Below are 18,565 nucleotides of genomic sequence, written 5' to 3' on the forward strand. Positions count from 1 at the left end.
TGGCGTTCTTCGCTAGCCTCCACCCGTGACGATGCAAGCAGACGCGGCTCTGCACGAGGATGACGGCGCACCCCCACCCCACTGGATCCCAGTGCGACCCAGGCTGGTGGTGGCCAGCGCGTTCATGTTGTTCCTGGAGCTCGCGCTGATCCGGTGGACCGGATCCAACATCGTCCACCTGAGTTACTTCACCAACTTCGTGCTGCTCGGGTCGTTCCTGGGCATCGGGCTCGGCTTCCTGCGGGTCGGGCGGAGCAAGCGGCAGCCGTACTACTCGCCGATCCTGCTGGCCGTGCTGGTGCTGGTCGTCAGCTTCTTCCCGGTCGTGGTCAACCGCGAGACCGACGGCATCCTCTACTTCACCAGCCTGTCCACCAGCGGCCCCCCGGCCTGGCTGATCCTGCCGGTGATCTTCGTGACGGCGGCGCTGGTCCTGATGGGCCCCGCCGAGCTGGTCGGCCGCTGCTTCCCCGAGCTGCCGCGGCTGGAGGCCTACCGCTACGACCTGATCGGCAGCCTGATCGGCATCGGCCTGTTCACCCTGCTGTCCTTCCTCAGCGCGCCGCCCCTGGTGTGGGGCCTGGTCGCCGCCGTCGCGTACGGCGTGCTGCTGCGCCCCAAGACGGCCGTCGCCCACTTCGGCCTGGTGATCGCGCCCTCCGTGCTCGTGGTGACCGCGCTCGCGCTTGAAACGTTCACGGCGGGGGCGCTGTGGTCGCCGTATTACAAGGTGACCGAGACCAAATTCGAGCGCGACGGCGTGCCCATCATGCGCATCGACGTGAACGGCATCCCGCATCAGGAGGCCATCCCGGCCGCGCGGCGGCTGGAGTGGGAGCCGCAGTACGGCACGCCGTACGACCGGGCCGCCACCAAGACCCTGGACGACGTGCTGATCGTCGGCGCGGGCAGCGGCACCGACGTGGCCATCGCGCTGGCCAAGGGCGCCAAGCGCGTCGACGCCGTCGAGATCGACCCCAAGCTGCGCGAGCTCGGCGGCTCGTTCCACCCCGACCGGCCCTACCAGGACCCGCGCGTCACCACCCACATCAACGACGGCCGCGCGTTCCTGGAGCGCACCGACAAGAAATACGACCTGATCCTGTTCGCGCTGCCCGACTCGCTCACCCTCGTCTCCGGGGCGAGCTCGCTGCGGCTGGAGAGCTACCTGTTCACCGAGCAGGCCATGCGCTCGGCCCAGGAGCACCTCAAGCCCGGCGGCGCGTTCGCGATGTACAACTACTACCGCGAGATCTGGCTGATGGACCGGCTCGCCGCCACCGCCCAGGCCGCCTTCGGCCACAAGCCGTGCGTGGACGTGGTCGGCTGGGGCCAGCAGGCCGTCATCACCGCCGGGCTCACCGCCGCCGACCAGACCTGCGCCGGCGAGTGGGGCGGCGCGTCGGCCGACACCCCGCCGCCGACCAGCGACGACCGCCCGTTCCTCTACCTGCACGACACCTCCATCCCGATGTTGTACCTGGTGGCGCTCGGCCTGATCCTGCTGGTCAGCCTGCTCGCGGTGCGCGCGGTGGCGGGGCCGTTCCGGACCATGCGGCCGTACGCGGACCTGTTCCTGCTGGGGGTCGGCTTCCTGCTGCTGGAGACCAAGAACGTCACCGGGTTCGCGCTGCTGTTCGGCACCACCTGGCTGGTCAACGCGATCGTGTTCGGCGGCGTCCTGGTCGCGGTGCTCGCCGCGGTGGAGGTGACCCGCCGCTTCCGCACCCCGTCCCTGCCGGTCATGTACGGCGTGATCCTGGCCGGCCTGGCCATCGGCTGGCTGGTGCCCAACTCCTGGCTGCTGTCGTTGCCGGTGCCGCTGCGCCTGGTCACGGCCGTGGTGATCGCGTTCCTGCCGATCTTCGCGGCCAACGTGGTGTTCGCCAAACGTTTCGCGGAGACCGAGAACGGCACCCTGGCCTTCGGCGCCAACCTGCTCGGCGCGATGGTCGGCGGCTGCCTGGAATACCTGGCCCTGGTGGTCGGCTACAACGCGCTGCTGATCGTGGCGGGGATCCTCTACCTGGGCGCGTTCGCGCTGCTGCCCCGCGCGGCCAGGGGAACCGTGACGGTCTAGCTCACTCGGCGCGGAGCACGCTCGCGACGCGGATGCGCGCGGCGGTTCTGGCGGGCCACACCGCCAGCGCCGCCGCGGCCAGCAGCGCCGCCGGGGCGATCAGCAGCAGCGTGCCCACCGGCGTCGGCGGCACGTAGAGCATGGGGGCGCCCTCGGCGACGGTGCGCCACAGCACCCGGCCGAGAGCCAGGCCCAGCGGCACCCCGGCGATCAGGCCGGCCGAGGCCAGCACCCCCGCCTGGGTCAGCACGATCCACCGGGACTGGGCGGGGGTCATCCCCAGCGCTCTCAGCACCGCCACCTCCTGCCGTCGCCGCCGGACGGCCGCCCGCAGCGTGTGCCCGGTCGCGGCCAGCGCCAGCAGCGCCAGCAAGCCGCCGAGCGCGACGGGCAGCGCGGGGATACCCCTGATCTCGATGAGCTGGCGGGGTTCGAAGAAGGGCACGATACCGAGCTGCGTGCCGCCGGTGGCCGCGCTCGCCGCACGGGCGATCCTGGTGGTGGCCGCCGCCACGTCGGAGCCGGGGCGAAGGCTGAGGTAGAGCGTGTCGATCTCGTAGGAGGCGAACAGGGCACGGTAGCCGTCGCCGGTGGTGAGCGCGCCCTCCGCGTAATTGTTGGACGGTCCTTCCGGGACGAAGCCGATGCCGGTGACGGTGAAGTCGTGGGTCCCCAGCGGCCCGGTGAGCGGGACGCGGTCGCCGACGCCCACGTTGAGGATGTCCGCTGTGCGCGCCGCGAGCAGGACCTCGCGGTCGGTCGAGGGCAGCCGTCCGGCCCTGAGCTCCCCGGCCGGGATGGGATGGCCGCCGGGCGTGTAGCCGAACAAGGCGAAGGTGAGGTGGCCGGAGACGGCCGTGGACATCGCGCGGTGCTCGACGCCGGCCACGTCCGGGTCGCCGGCCAGCGCCGAGATCACCTGGTCGGCCGGCGCGCCCTGGCCGTTGAAGCCGAGATAGCTGATGAGCTGGTGGGTCTGGCCGTACCTGGCCGGGTTGGTGGCCGCGTCGTGCACGCCGGTGGCGAAGGTGAGCGCGGCCAGCACGCCCAGCACGCCCGCGACGGTCCCTGTCAGGGCCGAGCCGACCGGAAGGGTGTCGAGACCCTTTCCGCGTTCCAGGGCGAAGCGGAGACCCGTCTGGATCGGCACCGGCCAGCCCTGGCGGCCGGCGAGCGCGGCGATCAGGGAAGGGGTGCGGCGGCGGGGTGATCGCGCCGCGCCGAGCAGGATCCAGCCGTATCCGGTCGCGCCCAGCGTGATCGCGGCCGGCACGCCGAGCAGGCCGGGCAGCAGAACGGCCCAGTCCAGGTCGAATCCCGGGCGCGGCTCGTACGCGGCGGCGGCGCCGATCGGCATCCACGGGGACGCCGCGGCGGCCCCCGCCACGCCGAGCACCGCGCCGAGCACCCCGCTCAGCGCGGGGCCGAGAGCCGCGGCGGTCACCGCCTGCCTGGGGGTGAGACCGGACGCGCGCAGGCGCTGTAACTCGGGGATCGCGGCACTGGTCAACCGGGCCGTGAACTGGGCGACGATGAGCGCCGCGGCGGCCAGCGCGGCCAGGCCGAGGGCGATCAGCACGGTCGCCTCGTAGTCGAGCAGCCGGTTGACCTCGCGGCGGATTCCCGCGAGGTTCTCCATCTTGATGTCCGGACGGTTCGTCAGCGCCGTGAAGGCCTCCCGGAAGGCCGGCAGCCCCGCCTCGCCGTCGGTCAGCCGGACGAGCGCGATCGTGAAGCCGCCACGCCGGTCCACGCCCATGAAATTTTCTTCGTAGGTCAGGAAAAGCCCGGGCGACGGAAGGAGCGTTCCCTTGCCCCCGCTGGGGTCGACGAAGTACGGCGATCGGATCACGCCCACGATCCGTGCCACGATCTTCGGGCCGTGCCCGCCGGGGGACCCGGCGGAATCCCAGAGCAGGTTGACCTCCTCCGGGGTGCTCAGCTGGATCACCACCGTGTCGCCGACGCCCTTGCCGTACGTCTCCACGAAGCGGGGGAGCACCACCACCTCATCGGCTCGGGCCGGGTCGGGCAGCCGTCCGGCCAGCACCGCCGGGCGTTCGATGGATCGCCAGATCTCGGCGTCGGCCGGCGGTGCGGAGTCCCACCACAGCTGGACGTCCTGGACGTTCAGCGCGGACACCGCCAGCGGTGCGACCGCGGCCACCCCGGGCATGGCCCGGACCCGGTCCCAGTCGAAGTCCGGTATCTGGTTCTGCACCAGGACGTCGGCGGGCAGCGCGCCGGCCCGCAGCCGGTCCTGCGCGGACCCGCCGCGCCGCGCGCCCGCGACCGCGGCCAGGACCGTGGCCAGGGCGAACGCGACGAGCACCACCAGGGAGGCGTGCGCGCGCCACCGCGGGGCGACGACAACCGCCAGCCAGACACGGGAGAACCTCATCGCGACCTCTCGATCCACGACACGCGGACTTCCCGAATATGCGCCCCCTCGTGCTGTGGCGCCACCGGGGTAGCCCCATGTTGACCGTCCAGGCGGCCGTGGCTAGCATCCGGTTGCGCTCCCTCGAAATTTTCGCTGGTGAATGAAAACTTTCGGTCCCGAGAAGCTGAGGAGGGGGCGACGGGTGTACGCCGACTTCGGTGGTGGCCGGTCCGGGCAGGCTCCGCTGACCTGGGGGCAGCGGGGGATCTGGGACGCGATGGCGCGTAATCCGCCGGGTCATTTCAACATCGGGCGGGTGCTGATGGTGCCCAGGCGCGGTGGCGCGGCGGCCGCGGAGGTGGCCAGGGCGGTCGGCGCGCTGGCCGAGCGGCACGAGGCGCTGCGCACCCAGGTGATCGTCAGTGCGGGCGAGCCGCGGCAGGTGGTCCACGCGTCGGGGCGGATCCCGCTGCGGGTCGTGGCGGCCGAGCCGGGCGCCGCCGCGGGCATCGCCGCCTCGCTCATGGCGGAGTTCTCGGCGGCGGACTTCGATCACGCCAGGGACTGGCCGCTGCGGGTGGGCCTGGTCACCTCGGGCGGCCTGGTGCGCTGGGTGGTGCTCGTGCTGTCCCACCTGGCGGCCGACGGGCACGCCGTCGAGATCGTGCTCAGGGATCTGCGCGTGCTGCTGCGCCAGGGCTCGATCGGCGGGCCGCCGCCCGCGCAGCCCATGGACCTGGCCCGCGACCAGTGTGAGGGTGGCGAGCGCCGCACCCGCGCCGCCGTCGCCTTCTGGACCGGCCGGTACGAGCGCGTCCCCCCGGTCATGTTCACGCCCGCGAACCCCGGCTCACGGCCTCGGCACCGGCGGGTCAGGCTGACCTCCGAGGCGCTCGCGGCGGCCGCCAGGAAGGTCGCGGACCGGCATGAGGTGAGCTCCTCCACCGTCCTGCTGGCCGCCACCGCCGTGCTCGTCGGCGCGCGCACCGGGCACGAGTCGGTCGCGCTGTCCACGATCGTGGGCAACCGTTTCTCCGGCGACCTGCGCGGCATGGTCACCACGCTCGACCAGCTCGGCCTGTTCGTGCTCGACGTCGGCGCGGACTTCGACGAGCTGGTGCCCCGGGCGTGGCGGGCCGCGCTGGCCGCCTACCGGCACGCCTACTACGACCAGCCCGCCCTGGACGCGGCGCTGGCCCGGCTGGGGGAGGAGCGCGGGGCCGAGCTGAACCCGTACTGCTGCTTCAACGACGTGCGGCAGGCCGCCGACCGGGCTCCGGCCAGCGCGGACGCCAAGTCGCGGCTGGACTGGCTGCCCGACCCGGACGGCATCCGGTGCCGGTTCTGCCTGCTGGTCCTGGACGCGCGGGACGGCGGGCTGGTTCTCCAGCTGACGGCGGACACGCGCTGCCTGACGAACGAACAGATCGCGCGTTTCCTGCCGGAGCTGGAGAACCTCGTCCTGGACGCCGCCTGATCAGGCTTCGCCGGCGAGCAGGCGTTCGGCCTCCTCATCCGACATGTCCGACAGTTCGGCGGTCAGTTCCTCTTCCAGCGCGATGGCCAGGTCGGCCACCGTCCGCCGGGTGAACATGGTGAGGATCGGCAGTTCCACGCCGGTGATGGCGAGGACGCGCGCCGCCACCCGGACCGCCAGCAGGGACTGGCCGCCGAGGCGGAAGAAGTCGTCGTGCGCGCCCACGCGCGGCACCCGGAGCACCTCGGTCCAGATGTCGGCGATCAGGGATTCGGCGTCGGTCCTTGGCGGGGTGAATTCGGCGCGCTGCGCCGTCGGGCTGGGCAGCGCGGCCCGGTCGACCTTGCCGTTCGGGGTCATCGGCAGGGCGGCGATCCGGATGAAACGGGCGGGCACCAGGTACGCGGGGAGCGTCGTCGCCAGCGCCCGGGAGAGCGCGCCCAGGCTGACCTCGCCGACGATGTAGGCGATCAGGTTCTCCTCGTGTACGGCGGCGACCGCCTGGAGCACGCCGGAGAACGCCTCGCAGGCCGCCTCCACCTCGCCCAGCTCGATCCGGTGGCCGCGCACCTTGACCTGGTTGTCCGTTCGGCCCAGGAACTCCAGTTCGCCTTCGCGCCGCCAGCGGACCATGTCGCCGGTGCGGTAGAGGCGGGCGCCGGGGTTCCCGTACGGGTCGGGGACGAAACGCTCGGCGGTCAGGGCCGGGCGGCCGAGGTAGCCGTGCGCGACCCCGGCGCCGCCGATGAGCAGCTCGCCGGGGACGCCGGTGCGGACCGGGCCGAGGTGCTCGCCGAGCACGTAGACCTGGGTGCCGCCGATGGGGGCGCCGATCCTGACCGCCGCGGGTTCGGCGGGGACCTCCCAGAAGGTGGACCAGATGGTCGTCTCGGTGGGGCCGTAGACATTGACCAGCCGTCCCACCGAAGCCCGCAGGCGGCGGGCCAGCTCCAGGCTGAGGGCCTCGCCGCCGGCCAGAGCGGTCAGCGCGGAGTCGAGGAAGCCGGAGTCCAGCAGCATGCGCCAGCCCGACGGGGTCGCCTGCACGTGCGTGACGCCCGCCTCCTTGATCAGCCGCGCCTGGGCGAAGCCGTCCGCCGCGGTGGCCGTGTCGGCGATCTCGACCCGGCCGCCGGTGATCAGCGGCAGGTAGAGCTCGAGCGCGGAGATGTCGAAGGAGAGCGAGGTGAGGCCGAGCCAGACGTGGTCCGGCGTGGCGTCCAGCAGGGCCGCCATCGAGGCCAGCAGGTTGGCGAGGGCGGCGTGCGGGACTGGCACGCCCTTGGGTTTGCCGGTCGAGCCGGAGGTGTAGAGGACGTAGGCGGTGTCCACGCCTTGGGTCGTGGCGCGGGTGAAGTCGTCGCGCGCGGGCGGCGGGTTGTCGATGAGCACGGTCGGGACCGGATGTCCCGGCAAAGCCTTGAGGGTTTCCTGGCTCGCCAGGACGAGGGAGGCGGCGCAGTCGTCCAGGACGAAGGCCAGGCGGGCGGGTGGGAAGGCGGGGTCGATCGGCACGTACGCGGCGCCGGTCCGCTGGACGGCGAGCAGCGCCACCAGGGATTCGGGCGTTCTGGGCAGGCAGACGGCCACCAGCTCGCCGGGGCGTACGGGGAGGCGGGCGGCCAGGTCGTCGGCGCGGCGGTCGAGTTCGGCGTAGCTCAGGCGGGTGTCGCCCGCGCTGACGGCGATCGCGTCCGGGCGGAGCCGGATCTGGCGGTCGAACAGCTCGGGGAACAGATCGGTGGCGGGGGGCGCGGTCTGGTTCCATTCGCGGATGAGGCGGTCATGCTCGGCGCCGGTGGGGGCGGTCAGCTCGGACAGCCGCAGGCCGGGGTCGGCGGCGACGCGGGCCATCAGGGTTTCGAAGTCATGGGCGTACCCGAGGATGGTTGCCTCGTCGAACAGGCCGGTGTTGTAGACGAGCAGCAGCTGCCAGACGCCGCTCAGGCCGAAGATGTCGGCTTTCAGGTCGTAGGGCATGTGGCCGAACCCGGCGTCGGCGCGCTCCGACGTCACGCCCTCCAGCTGGAGGCCGGGGCCGCCGGTCTGGTGGTGCATGCCGAACATGGTCTGGAAGAGGGGGGCGCGGCTCAGGTCGCGTTCGATGTCCAGCGCGGGCAGCAGCCGCTCGAACGGCACCTTCTGGTGGCGGTATCCGGCCAGCAGCCGGGTACGGGTGCGCCGCAGCACCTCACGAAACGACGGATCGCCGGATAAGTCGGCACGAGCGACGACGGTGTTGGAGAAATACCCGACCAGGCGTTCCAGCTCCTCCCGGTCCCGGCCCGCCGTCGGGAAGCCCACGCAGAAGTCGCTCTGGCCGCTGCGCCCCGACAGCAGCACCTGGTACACCGCCATCAGCGCCATGAAGAGCGTGCACCGCTCCTTGGTCGCGAGCGCCGCGAACGGTCCGGTCACCTCCGCCGGCAGCGGGTGCAGCAGGTGCGCGCTCGCCGTCTCCGCCACCGCCGGACGCGGCCGGTCGGTGACCGGCTCCAGCGCCGCCGCCCCCGCCAGCTCCTCAGTCCAGTACGCCAGCGACCCCGCGCTCTCCTCCGCCACCTCCACGACCTCGGAATACCGCACGGGAAGGGGATCGAGCGGAGCCCCGGCGTAGCGCGCGGTCAATTCGTCGGCGATGATGCCGATCGACCGCCCGTCGCAGACGATGTGATGCGCCACCACGCACAGGATGTGCTCGTCCGGCCCGCACTCGATCAGCCAGGCCCGCAGCAGCCGCCCGGCGGCCAGATCGAACGGCCGCTCGATCAGCGCGTTCACCATGGCCTCGGCCGGACCCGCCAGCGGCAACCGCGTCAGCTCGAACTCCCACGGCGGGTCGATGACCTGCACAGGACCGCCGTCCCTGGCCGGGAACCTGGCCCGCAGCGCCTCGTGCCTGGCGACGATCTCCCCGAACGCGCGGACCAGCCGCGCCGGGTCGACCGGGCCGGTCAGCCGGGTGGTCTGGGAGAGATGGTAGGAGGCGTCCTGCGGGTCCACCTGCTGGAGGAACCAGACACGTTCCTGGGCGGCCGTGAGCGGCAGCTCGATCATGGGGGGTGCTCCCTGGGAGTACGGCGAACTACGGTCGTACGGTACTCAGTGGGAGCGTTCCCACCGACACTATGATCACTCGAATCCCCCGTCAATTGAGTAGGAGGGTACTCACGCACCGCGACTTCTCTATAACCCAACGTGAGAGGACTGACACTTCTCACGGAGGGGAAGGCACATGGCCTTACGAAGGTCGTGGATCGCGGCGCTGGCGGCGATCCTGCTCGTGGCGGCGTACCTGCCGCCCACGGTGGCGCGGGCCGCCGCCACCCGGCCGCTCACCATCACCATCACCAAGGTCCGCTGCGTGGACGGCTGCCGCAACGAGGGCCTGGAAGCCGCGGGCGAGTCCGCCGCCGACTTCTACGCCAAGATCTTCTTCAACGGCGTGGAGCGCATCACGCCGCGCGGCGCGGAGGACCAAGAGCTGATCGAGCCGTACTGGGCGATCACCCAGCAGATCGACGAGAGCATCCAGAACGTGCCGATCGGCATCCAGATCTGGGACCACGACAGCACCTCAGGCGACGACCTAGGCGACTCCAGCCCGCGCAACGACGACAACACCCTGAACTTCACCGTCACCTACTTCGACGGCAAGTGGCGGGACGCGGCCGGTCCGGTGGACATCCAGTGGCCGCAGGCGTGCGCGATCGGGGACGGCGACGACGACGATGAGCCGCGCGTGGAGGTCTGCTTCGACGTCAGCACCACGCCCGGCGCGGACGCCGACGGCGATGGCCTGCTCGACGGCTGGGAGCGCAACGGCTACAACGACAACGCCGACTCGGTGATCGACGTGGACCTGCCCGCGATGGGGGCCAGGGCCGACCACAAGGACATCTTCCTGGAGCTCGACTACGTCAACGGCCGCAACATCAGCAAGACGGACGTGCGGGCGTTGAAGGCCGCGTTCGCGGCGGCCCCCGCGAACGCGGGCACCTCGGCCGGGACCCGGGGCGGCGGGGTGAGCGCGCTGCCCAACCCGGACGGGCAGCGCGGCATCAACCTCCACATCGACATGGGCTCGCTGTGGAGCACCACGCTCCGCGAAGGGCAGGCCGAGGGCACCTGCCACGACGGCATCGACAACGGCACCGACCGGCGGATCGACGGCAGGGACGCCAGCTGCCGGTCCCTGGACGGTGGCGTCGAGGATCCCGGCCCGGCCAACTGCGGCAACAACGCCGACGACGACGGCGACGGGCGCGTCGACGCCAACGACCCCGACTGCATGATCGGCGACGACCTCGGGGCCAACGCCCGGGGCGCCCAGATCGCGCCCACCGGCGCGTGCGAGCTGGACGACGCGTTCTACGCCGCCAAACGCGCCAACTTCGACCCGGTCCGGCGGCTGATCTTCCACTACGCGATCAGCGACAACTCCGACGACTGCCCCACGCCCGAGGGAGGCAAGGGCGAAGTGGGTGGCAACGACTTCGTCGACTTCAACAACGACGGCATCACGATCATGCACGAGCTGGGCCACAACCTGAACCTGGACCACGGCGGGTTCGAGGACGACAACTGCAAGCCCAACTACGTGAGCGTCATGAACTACCTGACCGAGCCGGGGATCCTCCGCAAGGGCGGTGGTTCCATCCTCGATTACTCGCCCCCGCGCGTCACCTTCGACGGCTCAGACCGGGGCAGCGCGCCGCTCGCCAACCTGGTGGAGAACCAGCTCAACGAGAACATCCCGCTGGACCCGGGCGACCCGGTCAACCGGTTCGTGTTCGTCGACGGCACGGGAACCATCGCGCCGTACGACCTGGACGGCAGGCCGGACTGGAACACCGACAAGGCCGACCCGCCATACGAGAGCCAGGTGGTCGCCAACATCGACTCCGTCGACACGGACGGCGTGTTGGCGGACTGCGCCAACAACACCAGCGACAGCACCTTGCGCGGATCCGACGACTGGACGTTCATCTCGCTGCCGTTCCGCCAGTTCGGCGACTCCAGGGAAGCCGCGGTCCGCCCGCACGACGGGCACGAGCTCACCGCCGCGGAGATCGAGAAGCTCTGGCGCAAGCTCAACACCACCGACCTGGCCGTCACCGTGACCGACGCGCCCGACCCGGTGGCGGCGGGCACCGAGCTCACCTACACGATCACGGTCACCAACAAGGGCGCCGTCCCCGCCACGTCGGCGCAGGTGATCGACACCCTGCCCGGCGACGTCGCCTTCACCGGCGGCTCGCCCTCCTGCGCCGCCTCCGGCGGCGTCGTGGACTGCCCGCTCGGCGAGATCGGCCCCGGCGGCAGCGCCCAGGTCACGATCCGGGCGAGCGTGCCCGCCGACCTGGTCCACGCCAACGGCGGGCCGAAGACACTCGCCAACCGGGTGGCGGCCAGCAACCTCGCCGGTCCCGACTCCCACACCGCCGACAACGAGGCGAGCACCACCACCCGGGTGGTCGCCGTCGCCGACCTGTCGGTCACCGCGCTCCAGGCCGCCGCGCCCAGCCAGATCCTGATCGGGCAGACCCTGCCCGTGACGGTCACCGGCACGGTCGCCAACGGCGGCCCGTCCACCCCGATGAACGCCACCCTGACCACGGCCGCGACGGCCGCGGCGGGCGCGTCCATCACCCCGGCCGCGACCACCACCCCGGTGGCCGCGCTCGCCGCCGGCACCCCGCAGACCGTCCAGAAGACGCTCACCATCGGCTGCGCCCAGCCCGGACCGCACACCTACACGGTGACCGGCACGGTCACCCCCGCCAGCGCGGACGACTCCGACCCCACCCCCGCCAACAACCAGCGCCAGACCACCTTCACGGTCGACTGCATCGTCCCGATCGCCATCAACATCGTGCCCGGCCTCAACCCCAACCTGGTCAACCTCGCCCACGGCATCGTCCCGGTCGCGGCCCTGACCACCCGCGCGGGCGAATACAACCTCCCCCTCGCCTTCGACGCCACCAAGATCAAGCCCGAGACCGTGCGCTTCGGCACCAGAAACGGCGCCGCCGCCCACGGCGCGCCCCCCATCCACAACATCGGCGTCAAGACCCTCAGCATCGAACGCGGCCCCCTCGAGATCGTCATCGACCTCGACCTCGACATGCTGATGACCTTCACCGCCCACGACACCGACCTGCCCGCCAACGCCACCGAAGCCTGCCTCGCGGGCTCCTACTCACCCCGCCAGGGAGAGACCTACCGCTTCTTCGGCTGCGACGCCGTCCGCATGTTCCCCTGACCAGGTAACTCGCACGCGCGGCCTGCCCCGGCGGGCCGCGCGTCTCTGGGTGGGCAATGATAAACGTCCTTATAATAGGCAGACTTATTATTGGGCTTCCGGTCAGCCGGTCAGGGCTGTGGTGTCGAGGAGCCAGTACTTCTCGGGGACGGCGAAGAGGGCGTCGACGCCCTGGTGGGTCATCGCGAAGGTGGCCGCGGAGCGGACCAGGTTGCGTTTGGATTCGCTTTTGGGGGTGGTGGTGGCCTTGTCGGAGGTGGCCCAGTAGACGAGGGGGTCGGCGACGCCGGGGTTGACGCCGCCGGCGCCGAGGACGGGCTCGGTGCCGTACAAGGTCATCAGGGTGGCGGTGATGCCGGTGTCGAGGTCGTAGACGATCGAGCTGGGGGCCTTGTCGCCGGCGGGGGAGCCGCGCGGGGGGACGGTCTGCAGGAGCAGGTAGCGCTGGCCGAGCAGGCCGAACGGGAAGACCACCCAGGGCGGGAGCATGGTGCGGCGGGAGCCGTCGGGGCGCTGCACGAAGACGCGCACCGTGGTGGTGGAGACGATCTGGGTGCCGACGCACCAGCGGGGGCCGCAGGTGATGTCGGCGTCGGCGGGGGCGCGGACGGTGATGCGCTCGCCGGTGGCGAGGTTGAGCAGGCGGCGGTTGTCGCCGATCCACGGCCAGTCCTTCACCCGCATGCCCTCGGTGTTCTGGATCCGCTGGACCTCGCCGCCCTTGAGCGGGATGCGGTCGAGGCCGCCCGCCGGGAAGGTCCAGAACAGGTCCTCGCCGTTGATGGCCAGTTTGGGGTCGCGGCCGACGGTGACGCCGGGGATGGTGGCGAGCAGCAGGGCCTTGCCGCCGTCGGCGGGCATCGTCCAGAGCTCGCCGACCGTGGCCGACTTCTGCTCGACGGTTCGGTACCAGGCGACCGCGCCGTCCGCGGCGACGGCCGAGGTGATCTCGTGCTCCTCGCGGCCCCGCCGGTTCGGGATCGTGCCCATCGGCACGCCCAGGCCCATCTGGAGGTTGAAGGCGATGAGCGTGGAATCCTCGCCCGGGTCGCCGACCTCCTCCATGAGCACCCGGCTCGCGTCCATCCGGGCCAGCGGGCGCAGCGCCCAGTCCCGGTACGACCAGGCCGGGATCTTGGCCACGGCCTCCGGCCAGACCTCCCGTACGGACGGGAAGGCGGCCAGCTGGGCCGGGAACGACGGCGCGGCCAGCGGGCGCGGCGGTGGTGTGACCGAGGGCGGACGGACCAGCAGCGCGGTCACGCCCGCCAGCACTAAGACGAGAAATCCGGCAAAGGCGATATCACCCCAGGATCTCCGCGCCACGGGACCTCCCCCTTGTTGTCCGGCGATTTCATCGTGAATTGCGGGACCCTATCTGTCGAGAGGCGCTCTCGACAGTGGAAGTGTAGGTGGCTAACGTCCGTAGATGAGGTGATCTGACCCCTAACCTGGGAGGCCGCAATGGCGGGCCCGGACGGATCCTGGCACGGAAATGTCGAGCAGGTGGACGGAGAGGGCGCGGACGTGGGCGATGGGGTCGACTTACGCCTGCTGATCAGGGAAGAGGGCGCGACCGGATTCGCGGCCGCGCTGCTGGTGCTGAAAGGCACGCTGGTCGCACAGGCGGCCGCCCACCGGGACGGGGCCGTGTATCCGGACCTGGCGCCCGAGAACGTGATCGTCACCCCGGCCGGGGGGATCCGGCTGACCGCCGACCCGGCTGAGACGCCCGCCTACAAAGCCCCGGAACTGTGGCGGGGCGCTCCCGCCAGCCCCGCGAGCGACATCTACGCGGCGACCGCCGTGTTCTTCGAATGCCTCACCGGCGGCCCGCCGTTCGACGCGGCCGCGGCGGCGCGGCTGGGCTGGCTGCACCGGACCGTGCCGCCGCCGGTCGAGCAGGTGCCGGAAGGGCTGCGGCGGCTGGTCGAACGCGGCTTGTCCAAGGCCCCGCAGCACCGGCCGTCCTCGGCCGCGGCCTTCGCCGCTGAGGTGGAGGCGGTGGCGGTGGCCGCGCTCGGCCCCGACTGGGAGCGGCCGGGCCGGGTCGCCCTGGCCGCCCTCGCCTCCTCCCACGCCTCCGCCGTCCCCGAGGAGCCGGTGAGTCCTCCGGCGGCCCCCCGGCCCAGCCGCGTCAAGGTCGCCACCCTGGTGGCCCTCGCCGCCGCCGCGGTCGTCGTGGTCGCCGTCTCCGCCGGGGACCGGCCGTCCCGGCAGTCGCACCAGGCCGCCGAGCCCCCGGCCCGGCCGGCGGTGACGCTGCTCCCGACGCCCAGCCTGGTGGTCGTCCAGCCGGTCGAGAACAGCGAGCCGCTCCCGGTGCACCACAAACCGGTGGTGATCGCCGAGGAGACCGGCTCCCCGCGCATCGCCACGCCGCGGCAGAGCCCGACGCCCACGCCCAAGGCGAAAAAGCCCAGGATCTCGGAATCGCAGGCTCCGGACGCGAGCGCCGACCCCGTGCCGGACGGCGAGTCGCAGCAGCCGCCGCCCCCCGCCTCCGAGCCGGCCAGCGCGCCTATCCTGGAGGTCGAGGCCTCCGTCGAGCTGCCGATTCTCGGGGGCAACGGCCTGGACGTGTCGGTGGGCGTGGGGACCGGGCTGCTGGGGCTGTCCCTGTAGAGCCTGGAGGGTTCGTTGATCGAGAAGATCCTGCCGCCGTGGGTGGAGAGCGCCGAGGCGTTCGCCGATCCGGTGGAGGCCACGCTGTTCCCCGAGGAGGAGCGGTACATCGCGAAGGCGGTGGACAAGCGGCGGCGGGAGTTCACGACGGCGCGTTACTGCGCGCGGCAGGCCATGGCCAGGCTGGGGATCCCGCCCGCGCCGATCGTGCCGGGCGAGCGCGGCGCGCCGGGCTGGCCGCCGGGCGTGGTGGGCACGATGACGCACTGCGACGGCTACCGCGCCGCCGCGCTCTCCGTCGAAGCGGTCACGATCGGCATCGACGCCGAGCCGGACGCGCCGCTGCCGGAGGGCGTGCTGGACACGATCGCGCTGCCCGGCGAGCGGCAGGCGCTCGGCGACCTGGACGGCTCGGTCCACTGGGACCGGCTGCTGTTCAGCGCCAAGGAGTCGGTCTACAAGGCGTGGTTCCCGCTGGCCCGCCGCTGGCTGGGCTTCGAGGAGGCGGAGATCACCCTCCACCCGGCGGGCACCTTCGCCGCCCGCCTGCTGGTCCCCGGGCCGCGCGGGCTCACCGGCTTCGACGGGCGCTGGCTGCGCGAGTCTGGCCTGGTGGTGACCGCGATCACGCTGGGCTTTGATTAGAAAGTCGTGATCTGGACAGCCGCGACGGTCAATCGCCTGGTCGGCGGCTATGCGGCTGTCTATGGGACGGGTTTCTGGTCAATCGGGCAGGATCTGCCGCAGCACCCCGGGCGGGGCCGCGCGCGGTCCCCACTCGCGCGGGTAGCCGAGCGAGACCTCCTCGAAGCGCACGCCGTCGTACCAGGTGGTGCGGGGGATGTGCAGGTGGCCGTAGACGACCGTGCGGGCGTTGAAGCGCAGGTGCCAGTCGGCGGTGCGCTCGGTGCCGCACCAGATCGCGAACTCCGGGTAGCGCAGCACGAACGTCGGATCCCTGACCAGCGGATAGTGGTTGACCAGAATGGTCGCCGTGCCGGGCGGGAGCTCGCCGAGGCGGCGTTCGGTCTCGTCCAGGCGGGCCTGGCACCAGGCGTCGATGCTCGGGTAGGGGTCGGGGTGGAGCAGCATCTCGTCGGTGCAGACGACCCCGGCCGCGTGGGCGCGCCGCAGCGCCTCCGCCTTCGTGGTGACGCCCGGCATCCGGTAGGTGTAGTCGTAGAGCAGCAGCAGCGGCGCCACCGTGACCGGACCCTCCGGCCCGGTCCAGATCGGGTACGGATCCTCCGGCGTCACCACCCCGAGCTCCCGGCACGACTTCACCAGCCGCTCGTACCGCTCCACGCCGCGGATCTGGTCGGGGTCGGAGGGATGGGTCCACAGGTCGTGGTTGCCCGGCGCCCACACCACCTTCTCGAACCGGGACGCCAGCAGGCCCAGCGCCCATTCGATGTCGGCGGCCTTCTCCGAGATGTCTCCCGGCACCAGCAGCCAGTCCGACGTCGTCCGGGGCCGGATCCGCTCGACGATCTCGCGGTTCTCCGGATACCCGATGTGCAGGTCGCTGAGGGCCAGCAGAAAACTCATGGTCGAAAGTCTCTCAAGCGCGCCGGGCGCGGCGGCAGGGGGGCCGCCGCGCCCGGCCGGCTCACGGTTCGACGCCTGCCACCCGCACGCCGTCCACATACACGGTGACCTTGGGATTGGCCACGTAACCCGAGGTCGGAGCCGCCCAGCTGTGGTCGCCGGTCTCGATGAACGTGCCATGGTTCCTGGTCAGGCACAGTTCGATACCCCCGGTGGATTTGCCGGGATTGAGCGATCCGGCGTTCGCGGTGAAGCCGACCTCCAGGTACGCGTCCGCGCCCGGGCGTGGCGTCGCCAGCGGCACCACCTTCCTGGTGACCTTCGAGCAGCCGAGCTGGGCCTGCCCGCAGGCGAGCGTGATCGGCCCAGCGCCGTCGCGGGTGAACCAGTAGCGCATCGTCACCCGCTTGAGCGCGATCGGCTGCCCGCCCGGGTTGACCGCCTGGAAGGCGGGCTTGATCGTGTTGTTCCTGGTGGCGGGGTCCAGGTTGCGGTAGCGGGCCGCCGCCTTCTGCTGGGGCACGACGAACAGCGTGATCGAGTCGGCCGGGAAGGTGTGGGTGAAGGTCGAGCCGGTCGCCGTCTGGGTGAGCGCCTGGTCGGGGGCGCGGGTGATGGCGGTGAGGTCGCTCGCGCCGTACCGGTGCACCTGGGCGGCCGGGGCGAAGCGGCCGGTGACGTCGACGGCGCTGGTCAGCTCGGCGCCGCTCTTGTTGACGACCATCACGGTGAGCGCGCCGTCGGAGGTGCGCTCCGCGCCGTACACCGAGAGTGCGCCCTGGTCGGCGCTGGTGGAGCCGACCGCGACGTCGCCGAACCGGCTGCCGGCGCCGTCGTAGTTCAGGTACATGCGGAAGGCGTACGCGCCGGGCTGACCAGCGGACGGCGGGGCCCAGAGGGTGGCCAGGTCGAGGCCCTCGCGGCCGAAGATGCCGAAGATGTCGGCCTGGGCGAGCGCGCCGTTGATGTGGTCGAGCGCGCCCCAGTTGTACTCGGTGATCGCGGTGCCGGTGCCGGGGTAGTTGGCGGCGACCAGGTCCTTCATCCGGGGGATGAGCCGCACCTGGGTGCCGATCCAGCTCTCGTCGGTGTAGGCGGGATCCCACAGCGCGCGGGTCGAGCGCAGCCGCAGCGCGTTCACGGCCGGGTCCCCGCCGCCGCCGAAGGCCACCCCGCCCGCCTGCGGGTAGAAGTGCATGTCGAAGTAGTCCAGCACCCGCACGCCGTGCTGGTCCTGGTAGTTCTTCATCTGCTGCAGATACCAGGTGGTGAAGGGCAGGCCGCCGCGCGCGGGCCGGTCGGGCGGGTTGCCCCAGCAGCCGGTCCTGGCGCAGGTCTCCTGGTCCAGGCCGGAGAAGTCCCACGAGGTCCAGCCCCAGCCGACCGGGCCGAGCGTCTTCGCGCCCGGGTCGGCGGCCTTGACGGCCGCGCCGATCAGGTACGCCTGGTCGCGCAGCTCGGCCGAGCTGGCGCCGGTCGGGTGCACGTCGCGGTGGGTGCTGTGCCAGATGTCCGGCTCGTTGTCCAGGTTGTAGAACTTCACCCCGCCCTGGGCGGCGGTGCCGTACTTGCCGGTGAGGTGGCCGAGCCAGTCGGCGATGTAGGCCGCGCCCACCTCCACGCTCGTGTCGTGCGGGTCGTTGCCGGTGATCAGGGTGCCGTCGGGGCGCACGCCGTTGCCGCAGTCCGGGCGCCATTCGTCGGTGCGCTGCTGCGGGCCGTACTTGGCGACGGAGAAGCCACACGAGCCGTCGCGGGCCTTCGGCGCCCAGCCGATCAGCGGCAGGGTCAGGATGGTGGCGGTGCCGGTGCGCCGGTCCTGGTCGACGAACTCGTCGGTGGAGGAGCCGTCCGGCAGCGCGGCCGGGTTCGCGTTCTCCTCCTCGATGTTCTCGAAGAACCAGTCGGAGGCGCGGTTGGTGGTGTCGTGCCGGAAGTGGTAACGCGTGGTCGCGTTGCCGCCCCACCGGCGGACCGGCAGGCCCAGCTCCCCGGCGAGCGCCTCGTCGGTGAAGTTGCTCCCGTAGATGTACGGGCTGATCGGGTGCCGCCCGCTGGTCAGATCGACCGACAGCCGCGGACCCTCGGCGGACACGGCCGCGGCCGGTGTCGCGTTGCCCGCGACTACCAGGGCGGCGACCAGGGCGATGGAGGGAAGTCTGCTGCGCACACGCGCACACGCTACGC

Annotated in this window: 10 protein-coding genes; 5 read left to right on the forward strand and 5 right to left on the reverse strand. The window is 71.9% G+C overall.

Features of this window, described 5'->3' with window-relative positions; genetic code table 11:
- Positions 1-31 precede the first annotated feature (31 nt).
- Positions 32-2,080, forward strand: a complete 2,049-nt coding sequence (locus Amac_RS37550; protein WP_155359194.1) for a spermine/spermidine synthase domain-containing protein — start codon at positions 32-34, stop codon at positions 2,078-2,080.
- A gap of 1 nt (position 2,081) precedes the next feature.
- Here the strand turns inward: Amac_RS37550 and Amac_RS37555 are convergent, their stop codons facing one another.
- Positions 2,082-4,481: an ABC transporter permease gene (locus Amac_RS37555; protein ID WP_155359173.1), complete on the reverse strand. Its 2,400-nt coding sequence runs from the start codon at positions 4,479-4,481 to the stop codon at positions 2,082-2,084.
- A 184-nt stretch (positions 4,482-4,665) separates the two neighbouring features.
- Here Amac_RS37555 and Amac_RS37560 point away from each other — a divergent pair, with 184 nt between their 5' ends.
- A complete protein-coding gene (locus Amac_RS37560) occupies positions 4,666-5,940 on the forward strand; it encodes a condensation domain-containing protein (protein WP_170322852.1) in 1,275 nt (424 codons plus the stop codon).
- Here Amac_RS37560 and Amac_RS37565 read toward each other — a convergent pair whose 3' ends face one another.
- Positions 5,941-8,997 carry a non-ribosomal peptide synthetase gene (locus tag Amac_RS37565; protein WP_155359175.1) on the reverse strand — a complete coding sequence of 1,019 codons (3,057 nt, stop codon included), beginning with the start codon at positions 8,995-8,997 and terminating at the stop codon, positions 5,941-5,943.
- Between the two features lie 178 nt (positions 8,998-9,175).
- On the opposite strand from Amac_RS37565, the gene Amac_RS53995 reads away from it, so the two are divergent.
- Positions 9,176-12,205, forward strand: coding sequence for a DUF11 domain-containing protein (locus tag Amac_RS53995; protein WP_170322853.1), 3,030 nt, complete (start codon positions 9,176-9,178; stop codon positions 12,203-12,205).
- Positions 12,206-12,307: 102 nt separating this feature from the next.
- On the opposite strand, the gene Amac_RS37575 is transcribed toward Amac_RS53995, so the two are convergent.
- Positions 12,308-13,531 (reverse strand): hypothetical protein, encoded by a 1,224-nt coding sequence (locus Amac_RS37575; RefSeq protein ID WP_155359176.1) that lies wholly within the window; start codon positions 13,529-13,531, stop codon positions 12,308-12,310.
- Between the two features lie 138 nt (positions 13,532-13,669).
- Here Amac_RS37575 and Amac_RS57525 point away from each other — a divergent pair, with 138 nt between their 5' ends.
- Together Amac_RS57525 and Amac_RS37585 are read left to right on the forward strand one after the other, a co-directional pair.
- Complete coding sequence (locus Amac_RS57525) at positions 13,670-14,830, forward strand: serine/threonine-protein kinase (protein ID WP_155359177.1); 1,161 nt, start codon at positions 13,670-13,672, stop codon at positions 14,828-14,830.
- A 15-nt stretch (positions 14,831-14,845) separates the two neighbouring features.
- Positions 14,846-15,475 carry a 4'-phosphopantetheinyl transferase family protein gene (locus Amac_RS37585; RefSeq protein WP_155359178.1) on the forward strand — a complete coding sequence of 210 codons (630 nt, stop codon included), beginning with the start codon at positions 14,846-14,848 and terminating at the stop codon, positions 15,473-15,475.
- Positions 15,476-15,553: 78 nt separating this feature from the next.
- Here the strand turns inward: Amac_RS37585 and Amac_RS37590 are convergent, their stop codons facing one another.
- Together Amac_RS37590 and Amac_RS37595 are read right to left on the reverse strand one after the other, a co-directional pair.
- On the reverse strand, positions 15,554-16,378 hold the full coding sequence (locus Amac_RS37590) for a metallophosphoesterase family protein (protein ID WP_155359179.1): 825 nt from the start codon (positions 16,376-16,378) through the stop codon (positions 15,554-15,556).
- Between the two features lie 61 nt (positions 16,379-16,439).
- On the reverse strand, positions 16,440-18,548 hold the full coding sequence (locus tag Amac_RS37595) for a glycoside hydrolase family 44 protein (RefSeq protein WP_155359180.1): 2,109 nt from the start codon (positions 18,546-18,548) through the stop codon (positions 16,440-16,442).
- Positions 18,549-18,565 lie beyond the last annotated feature (17 nt).

The sequence above is a fragment of the Acrocarpospora macrocephala genome, from assembly GCF_009687865.1.
Taxonomy (GTDB): Bacteria; Actinomycetota; Actinomycetes; order Streptosporangiales; family Streptosporangiaceae; genus Acrocarpospora; species Acrocarpospora macrocephala.

Bases quoted from the DNA above. Each gene is read 5' to 3' on its own strand.
- Amac_RS53995 (WP_170322853.1), top strand. From the start codon at position 9,176: ATGGCCTTACGAAGGTCGTGGATCGCGGCGCTGGCGGCGATCCTGCTC.
- Amac_RS37550 (WP_155359194.1), top strand. From the start codon at position 32: ATGCAAGCAGACGCGGCTCTGCACGAGGATGACGGCGCACCCCCACCC.
- Amac_RS57525 (WP_155359177.1), top strand. From the start codon at position 13,670: ATGGCGGGCCCGGACGGATCCTGGCACGGAAATGTCGAGCAGGTGGAC.
- Amac_RS37565 (WP_155359175.1), bottom strand. From the start codon at position 8,997: ATGATCGAGCTGCCGCTCACGGCCGCCCAGGAACGTGTCTGGTTCCTC.
- Amac_RS37590 (WP_155359179.1), bottom strand. From the start codon at position 16,378: ATGAGTTTTCTGCTGGCCCTCAGCGACCTGCACATCGGGTATCCGGAG.
- Amac_RS37555 (WP_155359173.1), bottom strand. From the start codon at position 4,481: ATGAGGTTCTCCCGTGTCTGGCTGGCGGTTGTCGTCGCCCCGCGGTGG.